Origin of the sequence: Sphingopyxis sp. BSN-002, from assembly GCF_022024275.1 — a bacterium.
GTDB lineage: Bacteria > Pseudomonadota > Alphaproteobacteria > Sphingomonadales > Sphingomonadaceae > Sphingopyxis.
On sequence record NZ_CP091804.1, the window covers coordinates 1,370,310 to 1,385,419 of the forward strand.

The following is a 15,110-nucleotide window of genomic DNA, read 5'->3' on the forward strand; positions in this document are numbered from 1 at the left end:
TTTTAGAAGCGATAGCTCAGCGACACGCTCGCGTTGCGGCCGGGCTGGGTATAGGCGTCGGTGACCGTCGAGGTGGACGCGAGGCCGCGGACGTCGCTCCACCAAGCATATTTCTTGTCGAGGATGTTGAAGACGCCGCCGCGCAGCGTCAGCCCGTCGACGATCCGGAAATAGGCGGTCGCATCGAGGATCGTGAAGGCGTCGGGGCGGAAGCACGACGGGGTGCAGACGCCCGTCGTCCGCGATGCTTCCTTGCGCGCGCTATGCGTCATGATCAGCTGACCGCCGAAGCGACCGTCCGAGGCCCGATAGCCGACGCCGGCGACGAGCTTGAGCGGATCGATCGTCGAGAGCGGCGCGCGGGCGCCGCCGGGCTCGATGATATCGCCCTTGGCATAGGATAGGGCGAGCGTCGCATAGAGGCCGGAGGACGCCCGCCCCTCGAACCGTGCTTCCGCGCCCTTGACGCGAACACGATCGAGATTGACGAATTGATAGACAGCCGGGTCGGCGGGGGTGAAGCTGCCGCTCACCACTTCCTGGCTGATGAAGTCCTTGTAGCGCGCCGAGAAGGCGGTGAGGTCGAGGCTGACCGCGTTGCTGGAGAAGCGCAGGCCGCCCTCGAAGCTTTCGCTCCGCTCGGGGCCAAGGTCGGGGTTCGGGCGCGAGGTGTAGCCGAAGGCGAGATTTTCGAAGAACTGGTTCACCTCGCCCGGTTCGGGCGCCTTGAAGCCGGTCGCATAGTTGGCGAACAGGCGGACCTCGTCGGTGATCTTGAACACCGCGCCGAACTTGGGCGAGACGCGCGAGCCGTCCTGGCCGGCACCGGCGAAGGTCGGCAGCAGCGGGTCGTTCTTCGGCGACAGCTTGTACCAGTCGAAGCGCAGCGCCGGATAAAGGAGCAGGCGGCCGTCGGCGATCGAGATTTCGTCGCCGATGAACAGCCCGGCGCGGGTGAAATCGGTGCTGGGGAAAGCGCGCGTCGGGAAGACTTCGCCCGCCGGCGGCACGGTACCGTCGCGCAGCCCCTGCTGGCGCGTCTGGCTGATGTCGCCGCCGAAGACGAGGCGGTGATTGATCGATCCGGTCGCGAAGTCGGCGCGGGCGTCGGCGGCGGCACCGATCACGCGGTTCTCGAAGGTGTTGAGACGGGTGCGGTCGACCGCGGGTGTGCGGTCCTCTTCGGTGTACTGGCGGTCTTCGCCGTCCTGCCAGTACGCCGCGACACGCGCGAAATCGATCGTGCCCTCGCCTTCCCAGCTCCAGTCGAGCGAGACGCGCTTGCGTTCGCCGCTGTCGAAGCCTTCGAGGCGGTCGACGCTGGACGTGATCGTCCCGGCCGCATTGCGGGTCGCGGTGACGCCGGTCAGGCCGTTGGTGTAGAGGTTGGTGCCCAGATATTCGCCGGTCAGCCGAAGCTTGTGGCCGTTCGCGGGATCATAGACGATGCGTGCGAGCGCCGCGTTCGACCGGCCGTCCTGCGGGTTGGGCAGGGTACGCTGCGGGCCGGTGCCGGGGACGAGACCCGAAGTCCCGGCGGTGCCGACCGGAAAGACGATTCCGGGATTGGTGCCCTTGTTGTCGAGCTCCTGCCAGTCGCGGCGCGTATAGGCCGCCATCGCCGACCAGTCGCCGCTGCGCCCGGCGAGGATCGCAGTTTCGCTGAACTCGTTATCTGCGCTGCTGAACGCACCGCGGACGAGGCCACCGACATTCTTCCCCTCTTCGAGGAAGTCCGCAGGGTCGGATGTGATGAAGCTGACCGCACCCGCAAGGCCGTCGCTGCCGTAGAGCGCCGACGAAGGACCGCGCAGGATTTCCACCGACTTGATCAGGCCAAGGTCGACATAATCGCCGCGACCCGAAGCCTGCGCACCGAAGCTGAAGCCGTCGGGCACGCGAATGCCGTCGACCTGGATCAGCACACGGTTGCCGCCGATACCGCGGATGTTGAAGCTGTCATTGCCCGCACGGCCGGTCGCGCCGAGCGCGGCGCCGAAGCGTGCGGGCTGGCGCTGGACGCTGACGCCGGGTTCGAAGCGGATGAGATCGCGGATGTCGGTGACCAGTTCGTCGGCGATCTGCTCGTCGGTCTTGACGGTGACGGTCACCGGCAGATCCTCCGCATTGGTCGCGATCCGCGTCGCGGTCACGACGATCTGGTTCTTGCGGGCAGCCCAATAGTCGCCGTCATTGTCCTGCGCGAACGCCGGCTGCGCGATGGCAGCGAGCGCAAGGCCCAGTGCGCTGCCCGCAGCGAGGCGGGTGGCGGACGACGAATATCGGATAATCAATTTTCTTCCCCTGCTTGATTGCGATTGATTCGCAATAGCCGCGCTCTAGGGGGCCGAATACCGGGGGTCAATATGCTATTGCGAATCGTTCTCGTAAATAGCAGCCTATGACCGGGCGCGCGACCACCAGCCGGAAGCGAAAGCAAGGTCGGAAAGACAGGCCGCGACCGGTTGCGGACATAAATCCTCCCCACTTGTGGGGAAGGACTTCTCTCCATCGTCACCCCGGACTTGACCCGGGGTCCGCCTTGTCTTTCGACGTTGCGCAAAAGGAAGGCGGATCCCGGGTCAAGCCCGGGATGACGAAAGTCCGGTATCAACCGATTGCGGACGATAGAGATGTGCACCCCGGCGAAAGCCGGGGCCCATGATTTCACCAGCGTACTGGGCCCGGCTTTCGCCGGGGATCACATGAGGTTTGCCCCAACTTCATCGTCATCCCGGCGAAGGCCGGGATCTCGCCGGTGCGTCATCTCGAAAGGGTGAGACCCCGGCCTTCGCCGGGGTGACGGTCAAGGAGGAAGCGTCCGCTTCCTACCCCAAAAGCGCCGCTGTTCCTGCGCTAGGAGCCCGGCCCCTCATAGGCTTCGACGATCCGTCCGACGATCGGGTGGCGGACGACGTCGGCGCTGGTGAAGCGGCTGACGTTGATGCCCTCCAGCCCTTCGAGCCGCGCGACCGCATCGGCAAGGCCCGAAGTCGCGGGCACCGGCAAGTCGACCTGCTTGGGGTCGCCGCAGATGACCATACGGCTGTTCATGCCGAAGCGGGTCAGGAACATCTTCATCTGCGGGATCGTGGTATTCTGCGCTTCGTCGAGGATGATGAAGGCATCGGCAAGCGTCCGCCCGCGCATGAAAGCCAGCGGCGCGATCTCGATCTCGCCCGACGCGATGCGGCGCTCGACCTGCTCGGCGGGCAGGCAGTCGTGAAGCGCGTCGTAGAGCGGGCGCAGATAGGGATCGACCTTTTCCTTCATGTCGCCGGGCAGGAAGCCGAGCTTCTCGCCTGCCTCGACCGCGGGGCGCGACAGGATCAGGCGCTGGACGCTGCCGGTGATGAGCTGCGCGACCGCTTGAGCGACCGCGAGATAGGTCTTGCCGGTGCCCGCCGGACCGAGCGCGAAAATCACGTCGTCGCGGGCGAGCGCCTGCATGTAAGGAACCTGCGACGGCGCGCGGGGAACGATCGTCTTCTTGCGCGTGCGGATCATCACCGGCGGCGCTTCGTTGGCGTCGTGGCGGATGATGCCGTCGAGCGTCGGCTGCGCCGACATTGCGATCACACCGTCAACCATGCCGCTGTCGACCTCCTGCCCCTGTTCGATGCGATTGTAGAGGTCGGTAAGGACATCACGCGCCCGCGCGGCGGCTTCGGCCTCGCCCTCGATCTGCACGCGGTTGCCGCGCGCCGAGATATAGACGCCGAGGCGGTTTTCGATCGCGACGAGGTTGCGGTCGAACTCGCCGAAGAGGATGCCCAATAACTGCGTTCGCTCATATTCCGCAGTCAATCGGACGCGGTCGCCGGGTTCGGCGGGGGATGCTGCGAGCGGGCGTTTGGACATCAAGCCTCCTGCAATTGGCGCAAAATAGCGCCCAGACTGTTCGGACCTGCCGAAGTGATTTCGACGTCGACCATATCGCCGATCGTCAGCCCCGGCGCGGTGACATGCACCGACTGGAGCCAGGGCGACTTGCCGATCAGCTGGCCGTCGTGCTTGCCCTTGCGTTCAAGGAGCAGGCGCGTCGTGCGGCCGACGGTCGCCTGGTTGAACGCCTGCTGCTGTTCGTTGAGCAGCGCCTGCAACCGCTGGAGCCGGTCGTTCATTACGGCTTCGCCGATCTGATCGCCCATCGTCGCGGCAGGTGTGCCGGGACGGCGCGAATATTTGAAGCTGTACGCCATCGCATAATTGGTCGCGCGAACGATATCGAGCGTCGCCTCGAAATCTCCTTCGGTCTCACCGGGGAAGCCGACGATGAAGTCGCCCGAGATCGCAATGTCGGGACGCGCGGCGCGGACCCGCTCGATGACCTTGAGGTAGCTGTCGACCGAATGGCTGCGGTTCATCGCCGCGAGGATGCGGTCGCTGCCCGCCTGCACCGGCAAATGGAGGAAAGGCATCAGCTTCTCGATCTCGCCATGCGCGGCGATCAGCCCGTCGGTCATGTCGTTCGGATGGCTGGTGGTGTAACGGATGCGTTCGAGGCCGTCCTCGCGCGCGAGTTCGCGGATGAGGCCGTCGAGGCCGATCGCGCGGCCCTTCTCGTCCTCGCCATCCCACGCGTTGACGTTCTGGCCGAGCAAGGTGATCTCGCGGACGCCGCCCGCGACGAGCGCGCGCGCCTCGGCGATCAGGTCGGCGAATGGCCGGCTGATCTCGGCGCCGCGCGTGTAGGGCACGACGCAATAGGTGCAGAATTTGTCGCAGCCTTCCTGCACCGTCAGGAAAGCGGTCGGGCGCTGGCCGCCCGCGCGTTTCGGCAGCGCGCCGAATTTGCTTTCGAGCGGCATGTCGAGGTCGATCGCCTTCTCGCCCCGTTCGGCGCGTGCGATCAGCTCGGGCAGACGGTGATAGGCCTGCGGGCCGACGACGACATCGACGCTCGGCGCCCGGCGTGCGATCTCGGCGCCCTCGGCCTGCGCGACGCAGCCGGCAACCGCGATCGTCGGCGTGCTGCCGTCCTCGCGCTTGAGCCGGCCGATGTCCGAATAGACCTTCTCGGCCGCTTTTTCGCGGATGTGGCAGGTGTTGAGCACCACGAGGTCTGCCTCGGCGCCCTCAGCCGCGGGCACATAGCCTTCAGCGCCCAGTACCTCGGCCATGCGCTCGCCGTCATAGACGTTCATCTGGCAGCCGAAGGATTTGACGTGGAAAGTCTTCGCGGGAGGGGTAGCGGTCATGCAGCCCCGATAGAGGATGGAGCGGCGGAAATGAAGGGGATTCGGCCCGTCATGCGGCAGGCTGTTCCGCTTCGTAGCGCACCGGCGCGACATTGTGCGGGAACGGGCGCAGCGGCTTGCCGAGCGACGCGACCAGCGCGTCCTCGATCCGGCGCCGCGCCTCGGCGGTGATCGCCTTGCGTCCCGGAAAATCCCGCGGATGAAAGGGCTCGAGGAAATGGATGTGCAACCGGAACGTCCCGGGCCGCGCGAGGATGCGCTTGGCATTGTCGAGGCCCTGCTCGACCCCGATCCAGCCGATCCATTCGGCGATCGGGCCATAATCGAGCATCACCGGCTGGACGAGCACCGCAGGGGGCGGCGGTTCGAGAACCTGCATCATCGAGGTTTTGAACGGCAGCAGAGACTGGCCGTCGGTCGTCGTTCCTTCGGGAAAGACCGTCACCGACCAGTTGTCGGCGAGCGCTTCGCGCAGGCGGTTGATCTGATCGGCGACCCCGCCGCGATCCTCGCGGCTGACGAAGACGGTGCGGTTGAGGCGGCAGAGCCAGCCGATCACCGGCACCTCGCCGAGTTCGGCCTTCGCGACGAACGCCGTGCCGCTCGCGCCGGCGAGCGAGAGGATGTCGACCCAGCTGACATGGTTCGAGATAAAGAAGACGTCGCGGCGCAGCGGCGTGCCGTGCTTCGTCACACGCGCGCCGACGATCCACGCCGCGAGGAACAGGAACAGCTTCGGAAACGGCGATCCGTAGCGAAAGATGCGATAGAGATAGTGGAGCGGCACGAGGATCAGAAGCGCGAGCAAAAGCAGCAGCACCCGCCACAGGATGCGCGCTTTCCCCCTCAGCGAAATCGGTGCCGGATGTCCCGCCGCGATTGCGGCACGGACAGCAATGGCGTCAGTCTTTGCGGTCGAGCCGGACGCCATAAAGCTCCATACGATGGTCGACGAGGCGGAAGCCCAGTCGCTCGGCGATGACCTTCTGCAACGCCTCGAGTTCGGGATCGACGAACTCGATCACCTTGCCCGTTTCGACGTCGATCAGATGATCGTGATGCGCCTCGGGCGCCGCCTCGTAACGCGAACGGCCGTCACCGAAATCGTGACGGTCGAGAATCCCCGCCTCTTCGAACAGGCGGACGGTGCGATAGACGGTCGCGATCGAGATGCCGCTGTCGATCTTCGACGCGCGCTCATAGAGCGTTTCGACATCGGGATGATCCTCGGAATCGGAGATCACGCGCGCGATGATGCGGCGCTGCTCGGTAATGCGCAGCCCCTTTTCGTGGCAGAGTGCTTCGAGGTCGATGGTACCGGACATGCGGGCCTTTCCTGCAGAGATGCAGTCGGATCTTTATGGTTGCGGACTGTATAGGCACGGCCCGCCGATAGGACAAGGGCGGCACCTTGCGGCACCGCCCCTCGTCGTTCCGGCCAAGCGGAAAACTCAGACTTTCCGCCGCTTGCGGCCGCCGCCGCGTCCCTTTGTGCCGAGGCCGATTTCCTTCGCCAGCGCGCGGCGCCTTTCGGCATAATTGGGTGCAACCATCGGATAGTCGGCGGGCAGGCCCCATTTCGCGCGATAGTCGTCGGGGGTCATGCCGTAATGCGTCATCAGGTGGCGGCGCAGCATCTTCAGCTTCTTGCCATCCTCGAGGCAGACGATGTGGTCGGGCTTGACCGAGGCGCGAATCGACACCGCGGGAACGGGCTTTTCCTCGACCACCTGCTTTTCGCCGAGGTTCGACAACGCGGCATGAACATTGTTGATCAGGATCGCGAGGTCGGAAATTGCGACGCTGTTATTGCTGACATGCGCCGCGACAATATCGGCGGTCAACGTAACGAGCATTTCATTGGTGTCGGACTGGTCGGCCATGGGGATGTTATTCCTTGTTTTTATCGACGGGCGGCATGGGCTTAAATATCAGGAATTGCTGCGATCCAAGGCAGTTCATGCCATTTTGGATGCATTTCCGCAACCGCTTTACCCGCGCATCCTGCAATTGGCTTCTTACTTTTCGGTAATATTCGACGACCTGCGCATGGTAATCGCATCGCGAACCACACCATCGGCGCCGCGATAATAGGCAGAACGTCGGCCGCATTCTGAAAAGCCCGTACTGCGATAGAGATGTACGGCATCATTGTCGGCACGCATTTCGAGAAAATAGTCTTCGGCACCTTCGGACTTCGCCCATGCCTGCCAGTCGGCCATCAGCGCGGCGCCGACCCCGCGCCCGCGCGCTGCCGGATCCACACCGAGGAGCAGCAACTCGCTTTCAGGCCCCGCCATTCGCGCAGCGGAAAAACCGCAGGGCTCGTCGCCGTCCCAGGCAAGGCAGACGCGCGCCGAAGGCAGCGCGAAGAGCGTCAGCAGCTGCGCGGTGCTCCACGCCTCGCCATAGGCGGGGTCGAACGCGGCATCCATGACGCGCATCACCGCCGAAATATCGGCGATGCGCGCGGTCGCGAGATGGACGGTCGCGGTCACGGCAGCGCCATCGGCTTCGCGTCGGGCGCGCGCCCATAGATCGGACTCGGGTCGGCGAACATCGCCGCGGTGGGAAGCGAGGGAAAGGCGCGCGCGTCGGGCAGCATCAGCACCGCTGTGCCCGATCCGCGCCGCGCAATAAAGGCCTCGGCGCGATTACCGACGACGAGCGCCGTATCCGTCAGCACCGCCTCCTCGGGGAGCAGCGAGCGCAGATCGGCCTGCGGTGACAGGTTTGCGTCAAATGGCTGCACGAACCATTGCCCGTGACCGCCCTCCATGACGACCAGCGCGCCGCCCGCCGGGACGATCTGATCGGCCGCCGCCGCCGCAACGAGCGCGAGCGTCGAGAACCCCTGGACGGGAACGCCCCAGCCGAGCGCAAGCGCACGCGCCGCCGCAACCCCGATGCGGACGCCGGCAAAACTGCCCGGACCGCAACCGACGGCGATCGACGCGGCGCGCCCGCCATCGGCCAGTTCGGCAATCAGCGGAACGAGCCGCTCGGCGTGGCCGCGGCCGAGAATTTCATGGCGGAAATCGACGACACGCCCGTCCTCGATCAGCGCGACCGAGCAGGCCTCGCTGGCGCTATCGACGACGAGCGTTCGTCCTTCAGACAATGCGGTTGAAGCGTTCGAAGCCCGGACGCGGGCTGCGTTCGAAGATCGTCGCCGGGTCGCCATAGCCGAGCGTCGAGATGAAGTTGCTCTTCACCGTCGGCTGGTCCGCGAAAAAGGCCTGATCGACCGCGTCATTGCCGAACCCCGACATCGGCCCGGTGTCGAGCCCGAGCGCGCGCGCCGCGAGGATGAAATAGGCGCCCTGCAGGCTCGAATTGCGGAAGGCGGTCGCGTGCGCGAGCGCGTCATTGCCCTTGAACCAGCTGCGCGCATCGGCGTGCGGGAAGAGTTCGGGCAGATGTTCGAAGAACTCGGTGTCCATGCCCACGATCGCGGTCACCGGTGCCGACAGGATCTTCTCGCCATTCGCGGGCATCGCCAGCGCGGCGAGCTTCTGCTTCGCTTCGTCCGACACGCACCAGACGATCCGCGCCGGCAGGCTGTTCGCGCTGGTCGGGCCATATTTCACCAGATCCCAGATCGCATGGAGCTGCGCCTCGGTCACCGGCTTGTCGAGATAGCCGTTGTACGTGCGCGCGGTACGAAAGAGCTGGTCGAGGGCGCTGTCGGAAAGCGGCTCGCTCATCGGCATTCTCCTGTTGGACTGGGATCAGACGGCGTGAACGGCCGTCACTTCGGGTACATAATGTTTGAGCAGCGATTCGATGCCATTCTTGAGCGTCGCCGTCGAGGACGGGCAGCCGGCGCACGCGCCCTGCATCTTCAGATACACATTGCCCTTGTCGAAACCGCGATAGACGATGTCACCGCCGTCGTTCGCGACCGCGGGACGCACCCGCGTCTCGATCAGTTCCTTGATCTGGTCGATGATGTCGGCATCGGCGGGATCGTCGGCAAAGCCTTCGTCCTCGCCGGGGACCGAGATGCCGGCAGCACTCGCCGCATTGAACAGCGGCATGTCGGCAAGAAAATGATCCATCACGATGCCGAGCACATCGGGCTTCGCATCGGCCCATTCGGCGCCCGGCGCGATCGTCACCGAGACGAAGTCGCGGCCGAAGAAAACGCCGGTGACGTCGCCCAGCGTGAAAAGTGCGGTCGCGAGCGGCGAGGCCTCGGCCTCTTCGGGGCTCGCAAAATCGCGGGTTCCCGTCTCCATCACCGCCCGGCCGGGCAGGAATTTGAGCGTCGCGGGATTGGGCGTCGATTCGGTTTCGATCAGCATGGGGCGCATGTGGGACGCAATGGGGCTTTGTGCAAGATGAGTTGGATGGGCTAGAGCGCGGCGATGCGCCGTTTCACCCATTTTGCCGCGCTCGACTGGTCGGGCGCCCGCGGCGAACGCCAGCGGGGGATCGCGCTCGCAGTCGCAAGCGGTTCCGGGGCGCCCGGGCTGGTCCGGCCAGGCCACATCTGGTCGCGCGGCGAGATACTGGCGTGGCTGGAAGAGGTTGCCGCGGCAGGCACGGACATGCTGATCGGCTTCGACTTTTCCGCCGCCTTCGCCTTTGCCGATTGGGGCGCCTATTTCCCCGAATGGAATGAAAGCCCGGCGGGGCTGCCCGCACTGTGGGCGCTCGTCGAACGCCTGACCGCTGCCGATCCGCATTACGAGGTCGGCGGCTTTCTGGCGCACGCCCAAGCGCGGCGGCATTTTCGTCACGCACGCGGCGACGTCGGCGACCTGTTCGAGCCCGGCGCAGGACGGCTGCGCGTGGTCGAACAGCATCAGCGCGCGACCAGGCAAGCCGCGAGCGTCAGCAACTTCAATCTCGTCGGCGCCGCACAGGTCGGCAAGGCGAGCCTTGCCGGAATGCGCCTGCTCCACCGGTTGCGCGGCCGTATCCCGCTCTGGCCGCTCGATCCGGTGCCCGCGTCGGGTCCGCTGCTCGTCGAGATCTACACCAGCCTCGCCGCGCGGGCGGCAGGCGGGATGCCGGGACGCAGCAAAATCCGCGACGGAGCGGCGCTCGATGAGGCCCTCGCTGCGCTGGGATCGCCTCCCGTTGGCGTTCGCGGCCCGATCAGCGATCATGCGAGCGACGCGCTCCTGACCGCAGCCTGGCTGCGCGCGGTCGCGGAGGACCGTGCGCCATGGAGTCCCGCCCTGCTGTCGGACGAACTCGCGCGAACGGAAGGCTGGACCTTCGGCATCATTTGACGCAAAGGAGCGCCAGCGCCAGCGCCGGCTTAGCTCAGTTGGTAGAGCACCTGATTTGTAATCAGGGGGTCAGGGGTTCGAGCCCTCTAGCCGGCACCATATTTCCGCGATCGTCAGGCCGCCATCAGCACGTTGCGATAGACGGGTTCCTCGAACGCCTGTCCGGCGCCCATCGCGACGCAGATCAGCGCGTTGTCGGCGATGCGGACCGGCAGGCCGGTCGCTGCGGCGATCGCCTGATCGATACGGGCGAGCAGCGCGCCGCCGCCGGTCAGCGTGATGCCTTCGTCGATAATGTCGGCCGACAGTTCGGGCGCCGTCTGTTCGAGCGCGGCGCGCACCGCGCTGACGATCTGCGACACGGGCTCGGTCAGCGCATCGGCTATTTCGGCCTCGGTGACGCTGACCTCGGACGGACGACCGCTCACCAGATCGCGGCCTTTCACCGCCATGACCAGGCCGCTGTCCTCGGGAGGGACCGCCGCGCCGATGGTCAGTTTCACGCGTTCGGCGGTCATCTCGCCGATCATCATATTATGCTTCCGCCGGATGTGCGACACGATCATGTCGTCCATCTTGTCGCCGCCAACCCGGACCGAGTTGGCGTAGGCGATACCGCCTAGCGAAAGTACCGCGACCTCGGTGGTCCCGCCGCCGATATCGACGACCATCGCGCCGCGCGGCTCGGTCACCGGCAGCCCGGCACCGATCGCTGCGGCCAGCGGCTCCTCGATCAGCTGGACGCCGGCGGCGCCTGCATTCGAAGCGGCATCGCGAATCGCCCGCCTTTCGACGATCGTCGCGGCCGAAGGCACGCAGACGACGACGTTGCTGCGCCGCCTGAGCACGCTCGATCCGCCGATCGCCTTGGCGATGAAATGCTTGATCATCTGTTCGGCGACCTCGATGTCGGCGATGACACCGTCGCGCAGCGGACGCAGCGCCTCGATATTCGCGGGGGTCTTGCCCATCATCAGCTTGGCGTCGTTGCCGACCACCTTGACGTGGCGGACACCATCGCGGGTTTCGAGCGCGATCACCGAGGGTTCGTTGAGAACGATCCCTTCTCCGCGGACATAGATGACGGTGTTCACGGTGCCGAGATCGATGGCGACGTCGTGCGTGCTGGCGGAAGCAAAGCGGCGAAGGAAGTTCATAAGCGGGGGCGGCACCTTGATAGAAAATGGCACCGAAGATCGCGGTCCGCCCCCCGGCTACCCCGCCCTCTCCGGCTCTTTTTCCGGCATGTGCAACGCTTTCGGGTGCGTCACGCGGCTTGGGCCAGCCCGTTGGATTCCCGCGCTCGCCCGAGGATCAGGCGAAGTGAAGTTTGCGATACTTGCCGCGAAAATAGAGCAGGGGATCGCGGCGCGGTTCGAAAATCGCCTTCAGCACGCGGCCCACGAGGATGAAATGATCCCCGCCCTCGTGCACGGCATCGCGCGCGCATTCGAAGCTGCTGAGAGATCCGGTGAGCACCGGCGTGCCGTATTCGCCGATCTCCCACGGCGTCGCGGCGAAACGATCCTCCCCCTTGCCGGCGAACCGGTTCGAGGTCGGCTGCTGGCCGATCTGGAGAACGTTGACGGCAAAGCGATCCGCGGTGCGAAGGTAGGGCGCGCTCCCCGCGTTGTTCGCGATGCAGACCAGCAATTGCGGCGGGTCGAGCGATACCGAAGTAAAGCTGTTGGCGGTGAGGCCGATCGGCGTTCCGTCGGGGCAGATCGCGGTCACCACCGTGACCCCGGTCGCAAAACAGCCGAGCGCGTCGCGGAAGGTGCGCGCGTCGGAACCGGCGCGATATTCGGGCGAGCCGCGCGGCGCGCGGCGCTCGAGGAAATCGATCAGATAGCCGCCAAGCGCATCGGCGCGGTCGTCGGTGATCACCATCATGCTGTTCTCGACCTCGGCGAGTTCGCCGTCGGGAAGCTGGCCGACGAAGGCTGCCGCATCGGCGCGCGAGACCAGCTCGCTCATCGCGCCGCGCACATAGAGCGTCGGCAGCGCGATCTTGGCCGCGACCCCGTCGAGCCGGGCGGCTACCGCCGCACTGTCGAATTCATCGAACAACCGCGCGTCCCAGCGCGCCTGCCCCGGCGCAAGGGTCACGGCCTCGCGCAACCGCTCGCCCACGCGCCGGGTCATCGCCGGATCGACATGGACGGGAGAATCGACGAGCACGAGGCCCGATGCCAGGACCGCCGCGTCGCGTTCGAGAGCCGCGCTGGCGATCCAGCCGCCGAGGGTCGAGGCGACGACGACGGGGCGCGAACCCATTTGCGCGAGGACCGCGCGCAGGTCCTCGACCAGCGCCTCGAAGTCATAGCGCCCGTCTTCGGGCCATTCGCTGCCGCCATGGCCGCGAAGGTCGAGGCTGATCACGCGGCGGCCGGCGCCGACGAGCGCCGCCGCGACGCTGGCCCACACGCCCCTCGCCTGCCCGGCACCATGGACGAGCAGCACTGCGGGATCGTTTTCCGAGCCGGTCACTTCGGCCTCGAGCCGAACGCCCGCGAAACCCCGATACTCGACGATGCTCATGCCCGATTCCTCATGCCACGCAGGTAATGGCCGCAGTGCGCTTCGTCGAGGCCCCGACGATATTATCTAGGGCCGGAAGCGCGCGACGAGGGCGTAGCGGTCGCCGGGATAGACCTGCCGGGCATAGGTGATCCGTTCCTCGCCGCGCCACGTCCAGCGCTCGAGCGCCATACACGCGGCGCCCGCTGAAATGCCGAGTGCGACGAGTTCCTTCGCGCCAGCATTGAACGCGGTGATGCGATGCTCGGCCTCCGTCCACGGCACATGCGCGAGCAGCCACGACCCCGGCGGCTCGGCGGCGAAGTCGACGTCGGCCGCCTCGGGCACCGCCGCCAGATTGATGAGGCGGCGTTCGAGCGCATAGGCCCGGCCGCCGGCGTCGTGGCGGCACTCAAGCGCGAGCACCTGGCCCTCGTCGATCTGCAGCAGGCGCCGGTCCTCGGCGGTCGCGGCGCGGATTTCGCGGCGGTCGAGATACAGGCGATAGGCCTCGCCGAGCCCGGCCACCTCGTCGCGGATATCCGGAATTTCGAGCGCGGCGCGCTGAACGCGCGGATGCGAGACAATGGTGCCCGCCCGCCGCCGGCTTTCGAGCAGCCCCGCCTCGATCAACGCGCGCAGCGCCCGGTTCACGGTCATCCGCGAACAACCATAGGTCGCCATCAGCTGGTGCTCGTACGGGATGCGGTCGCCGGGCTTCCACTCGCCCGCCATGATCTTCGCCTCGATATCGCGGCGGATCTGCGCGTGAATGGCGCCGCTCTGCTTCATGCGAGCAGCTTCGCCATCGCGGCGCGGTAGCGCGCGTCGATCGCATCGCGGTCGATATGGCGACCGCCCTCGACGCGTTTGACGCCGCCGCGCCATACGCAATCGACGAGGCGCGCGCCGCCGCCGAAGATCCAGCTGTCGATGAGCGAGTCTCCCGAGCGACCGGCGAAGAAGGGATCGCCGCCCTTCAGACTGACAAGGTCGGCGGCTTCTCCCATCGCGATCCCCGACGTCGAGCGCCCGAGCGCCTGCCCGCCACCTGCGAACGCGCCGCGATACAGGCTCGCCCCGGTCGACTTCGCCGCACCGCCCGCAAGCTGGTTGCGTCCGCGGTGCAAGAGGCGCTGACCATATTCGAGCAGACGCAGTTCAGCCGCGGCGTCGATCTCGACGTTCGAATCCGACCCGACCCCGTAGCGGCCGCCTTCGGCAAGGAACTCGCGCGCCGGGAAGAGGCCGTCGCCCAGGTTCGCCTCGGTGATCGGGCAGAGCCCGACGACCGCGCCGCTGGCAGCGACCATCAGCCGTTCGGCGTCGGTGACGTGCGTGGCGTGGACCAGACACCAGTCTGTGCCAACATCGGCATGATCGAACAGCCATTCGACCGGCCGCTTCCCGCTCCAGGCGAGACAGGCTTCGACCTCGGGCACTTGTTCGGCGATATGGATATGGATCGGCGCGCCCGCCGCCATCGCCGCGACATCGACCAGCTCTTCGGCGGTCGCGGCGCGAAGGCTGTGCGGGGCGACGCCGACGACGGCATCATCGAGGCCCGCAACAGCTTCGCGTACGCCCTCAAGAAGATTCGCGAAGCGGCTGACATCGTTGATGAAGCGCCGCTGGCCATGCATCGGCGTGGTCCCGCCGAAGCCGGAATGCGCGTAGAAGACCGGAAGCAGCGTCAGCCCGATTCCGGTCTCACCGGCCGCCGCCGCGATCGCCTGCGCCATAGTCGCGACGTCGCCATAGGGACGGCCGTCGACATCGTGATGCAGATAGTGGAATTCGCCCACACGGCCGAACCCGCTCTCAAGCATTTCGGCATAGGCGAGCGCCGCGATCGCCTCCATTCCGTCGGGATCGAGGCGGTCGACAAAGCGGTACATGACCTCGCGCCAGGTCCAGAAACTGTCGTCGCTCGCGCCCGCGGTTTCGGCGAGCCCGGCCATGCCGCGCTGGAACGCATGACTGTGCAGATTGGGCAAAGCGGGCAGCAGGACCGTGTGGCGTTCATCGCGAGGCGCAGCCGAGACATCGATCTCGACCGACGAAATGCGTCCATTTTCAACGCTCAAACGAACGTTGTTCCGCCAGCCTTCCGCCAGCCATGCCTGTTCGCACCAAAGCGCCATCG

Annotated in this window: 15 protein-coding genes and 1 tRNA gene; 2 read left to right on the plus strand and 14 right to left on the minus strand. The window is 66.3% G+C overall.

The features are described 5' to 3' along the window. Window positions 1-2: 2 nt before the first annotated feature. The 10 genes from L7H23_RS06785 to L7H23_RS06830 all read right to left on the minus strand — a co-directional run bounded on the left by L7H23_RS06785 (window position 3) and on the right by L7H23_RS06830 (window position 9,508). Complete coding sequence (locus L7H23_RS06785; protein WP_237838588.1) at window positions 3-2,294, minus strand: TonB-dependent hemoglobin/transferrin/lactoferrin family receptor; 2,292 nt, start codon at window positions 2,292-2,294, stop codon at window positions 3-5. Between the two features lie 562 nt (window positions 2,295-2,856). Further along, a complete protein-coding gene (locus L7H23_RS06790) occupies window positions 2,857-3,861 on the minus strand; it encodes a PhoH family protein (RefSeq protein ID WP_237838589.1) in 1,005 nt (334 codons plus the stop codon). Continuing rightward, the gene (gene miaB, locus L7H23_RS06795; protein ID WP_275671230.1) at window positions 3,861-5,201 is read right to left on the minus strand and encodes a tRNA (N6-isopentenyl adenosine(37)-C2)-methylthiotransferase MiaB; all 1,341 of its coding nucleotides are present in this window, start codon (window positions 5,199-5,201) and stop codon (window positions 3,861-3,863) included. The genes L7H23_RS06790 and miaB overlap by 1 nt, the downstream gene beginning before the upstream one ends. 49 nt (window positions 5,202-5,250) lie before the next feature. Further along, on the minus strand, window positions 5,251-6,132 hold the full coding sequence (locus L7H23_RS06800) for a lysophospholipid acyltransferase family protein (protein WP_237838590.1): 882 nt from the start codon (window positions 6,130-6,132) through the stop codon (window positions 5,251-5,253). After that, window positions 6,104-6,526, minus strand: a complete 423-nt coding sequence (locus L7H23_RS06805; protein ID WP_237838591.1) for a Fur family transcriptional regulator — start codon at window positions 6,524-6,526, stop codon at window positions 6,104-6,106. The genes L7H23_RS06800 and L7H23_RS06805 overlap by 29 nt, the downstream gene beginning before the upstream one ends. 126 nt (window positions 6,527-6,652) lie before the next feature. Beyond that, window positions 6,653-7,084, minus strand: coding sequence for a MucR family transcriptional regulator (locus L7H23_RS06810; protein WP_237838592.1), 432 nt, complete (start codon window positions 7,082-7,084; stop codon window positions 6,653-6,655). Between the two features lie 135 nt (window positions 7,085-7,219). Then, window positions 7,220-7,699 (minus strand): GNAT family N-acetyltransferase, encoded by a 480-nt coding sequence (locus tag L7H23_RS06815; protein ID WP_237838593.1) that lies wholly within the window; start codon window positions 7,697-7,699, stop codon window positions 7,220-7,222. After that, window positions 7,696-8,322, minus strand: coding sequence for a tRNA (adenosine(37)-N6)-threonylcarbamoyltransferase complex dimerization subunit type 1 TsaB (gene tsaB, locus L7H23_RS06820; RefSeq protein WP_237838594.1), 627 nt, complete (start codon window positions 8,320-8,322; stop codon window positions 7,696-7,698). Before tsaB ends, L7H23_RS06815 begins: the two co-directional genes overlap by 4 nt. Further along, a complete protein-coding gene (locus tag L7H23_RS06825; protein ID WP_237838595.1) occupies window positions 8,315-8,908 on the minus strand; it encodes a malonic semialdehyde reductase in 594 nt (197 codons plus the stop codon). Before L7H23_RS06825 ends, tsaB begins: the two co-directional genes overlap by 8 nt. 24 nt (window positions 8,909-8,932) lie before the next feature. Next, entirely contained in the window at window positions 8,933-9,508 is a 576-nt protein-coding gene (locus L7H23_RS06830; RefSeq protein WP_237838596.1) for a NifU family protein, read from the minus strand. Between the two features lie 63 nt (window positions 9,509-9,571). Between L7H23_RS06830 and L7H23_RS06835 the strand changes: the two genes are divergently transcribed. Beyond that, on the plus strand, window positions 9,572-10,444 hold the full coding sequence (locus L7H23_RS06835; protein WP_237838597.1) for a hypothetical protein: 873 nt from the start codon (window positions 9,572-9,574) through the stop codon (window positions 10,442-10,444). A 23-nt stretch (window positions 10,445-10,467) separates the two neighbouring features. Beyond that, window positions 10,468-10,543, plus strand: a tRNA-Thr gene (locus L7H23_RS06840). A 14-nt stretch (window positions 10,544-10,557) separates the two neighbouring features. Here L7H23_RS06840 and L7H23_RS06845 read toward each other — a convergent pair. The 4 genes from L7H23_RS06845 to L7H23_RS06860 form a co-directional block, all read right to left on the minus strand. Beyond that, the gene (locus L7H23_RS06845) at window positions 10,558-11,601 is read right to left on the minus strand and encodes a rod shape-determining protein (protein WP_237838598.1); all 1,044 of its coding nucleotides are present in this window, start codon (window positions 11,599-11,601) and stop codon (window positions 10,558-10,560) included. Between the two features lie 157 nt (window positions 11,602-11,758). Continuing rightward, complete coding sequence (locus L7H23_RS06850) at window positions 11,759-12,985, minus strand: alpha/beta fold hydrolase (RefSeq protein WP_237838599.1); 1,227 nt, start codon at window positions 12,983-12,985, stop codon at window positions 11,759-11,761. A gap of 66 nt (window positions 12,986-13,051) precedes the next feature. After that, window positions 13,052-13,756: a histidine utilization repressor gene (hutC, locus tag L7H23_RS06855; protein ID WP_237838600.1), complete on the minus strand. Its 705-nt coding sequence runs from the start codon at window positions 13,754-13,756 to the stop codon at window positions 13,052-13,054. Further along, window positions 13,753-15,108 (minus strand): formimidoylglutamate deiminase, encoded by a 1,356-nt coding sequence (locus L7H23_RS06860; RefSeq protein WP_237839147.1) that lies wholly within the window; start codon window positions 15,106-15,108, stop codon window positions 13,753-13,755. Before L7H23_RS06860 ends, hutC begins: the two co-directional genes overlap by 4 nt. Window positions 15,109-15,110 lie beyond the last annotated feature (2 nt).

What these genes read in the sequence shown, in the direction of transcription:
- hutC (WP_237838600.1), bottom strand. Translation starts at nt 13,756, where the DNA reads ATGAAGCAGAGCGGCGCCATTCACGCGCAGATCCGCCGCGATATCGAG.
- L7H23_RS06800 (WP_237838590.1), bottom strand. Translation starts at nt 6,132, where the DNA reads ATGGCGTCCGGCTCGACCGCAAAGACTGACGCCATTGCTGTCCGTGCC.
- L7H23_RS06790 (WP_237838589.1), bottom strand. Translation starts at nt 3,861, where the DNA reads ATGTCCAAACGCCCGCTCGCAGCATCCCCCGCCGAACCCGGCGACCGC.
- miaB (WP_275671230.1), bottom strand. Translation starts at nt 5,201, where the DNA reads ATGACCGCTACCCCTCCCGCGAAGACTTTCCACGTCAAATCCTTCGGC.
- L7H23_RS06805 (WP_237838591.1), bottom strand. Translation starts at nt 6,526, where the DNA reads ATGTCCGGTACCATCGACCTCGAAGCACTCTGCCACGAAAAGGGGCTG.
- L7H23_RS06845 (WP_237838598.1), bottom strand. Translation starts at nt 11,601, where the DNA reads ATGAACTTCCTTCGCCGCTTTGCTTCCGCCAGCACGCACGACGTCGCC.
- L7H23_RS06835 (WP_237838597.1), top strand. Translation starts at nt 9,572, where the DNA reads ATGCGCCGTTTCACCCATTTTGCCGCGCTCGACTGGTCGGGCGCCCGC.
- L7H23_RS06830 (WP_237838596.1), bottom strand. Translation starts at nt 9,508, where the DNA reads ATGCTGATCGAAACCGAATCGACGCCCAATCCCGCGACGCTCAAATTC.
- L7H23_RS06825 (WP_237838595.1), bottom strand. Translation starts at nt 8,908, where the DNA reads ATGAGCGAGCCGCTTTCCGACAGCGCCCTCGACCAGCTCTTTCGTACC.
- L7H23_RS06860 (WP_237839147.1), bottom strand. Translation starts at nt 15,108, where the DNA reads ATGGCGCTTTGGTGCGAACAGGCATGGCTGGCGGAAGGCTGGCGGAAC.
- L7H23_RS06850 (WP_237838599.1), bottom strand. Translation starts at nt 12,985, where the DNA reads ATGAGCATCGTCGAGTATCGGGGTTTCGCGGGCGTTCGGCTCGAGGCC.
- L7H23_RS06810 (WP_237838592.1), bottom strand. Translation starts at nt 7,084, where the DNA reads ATGGCCGACCAGTCCGACACCAATGAAATGCTCGTTACGTTGACCGCC.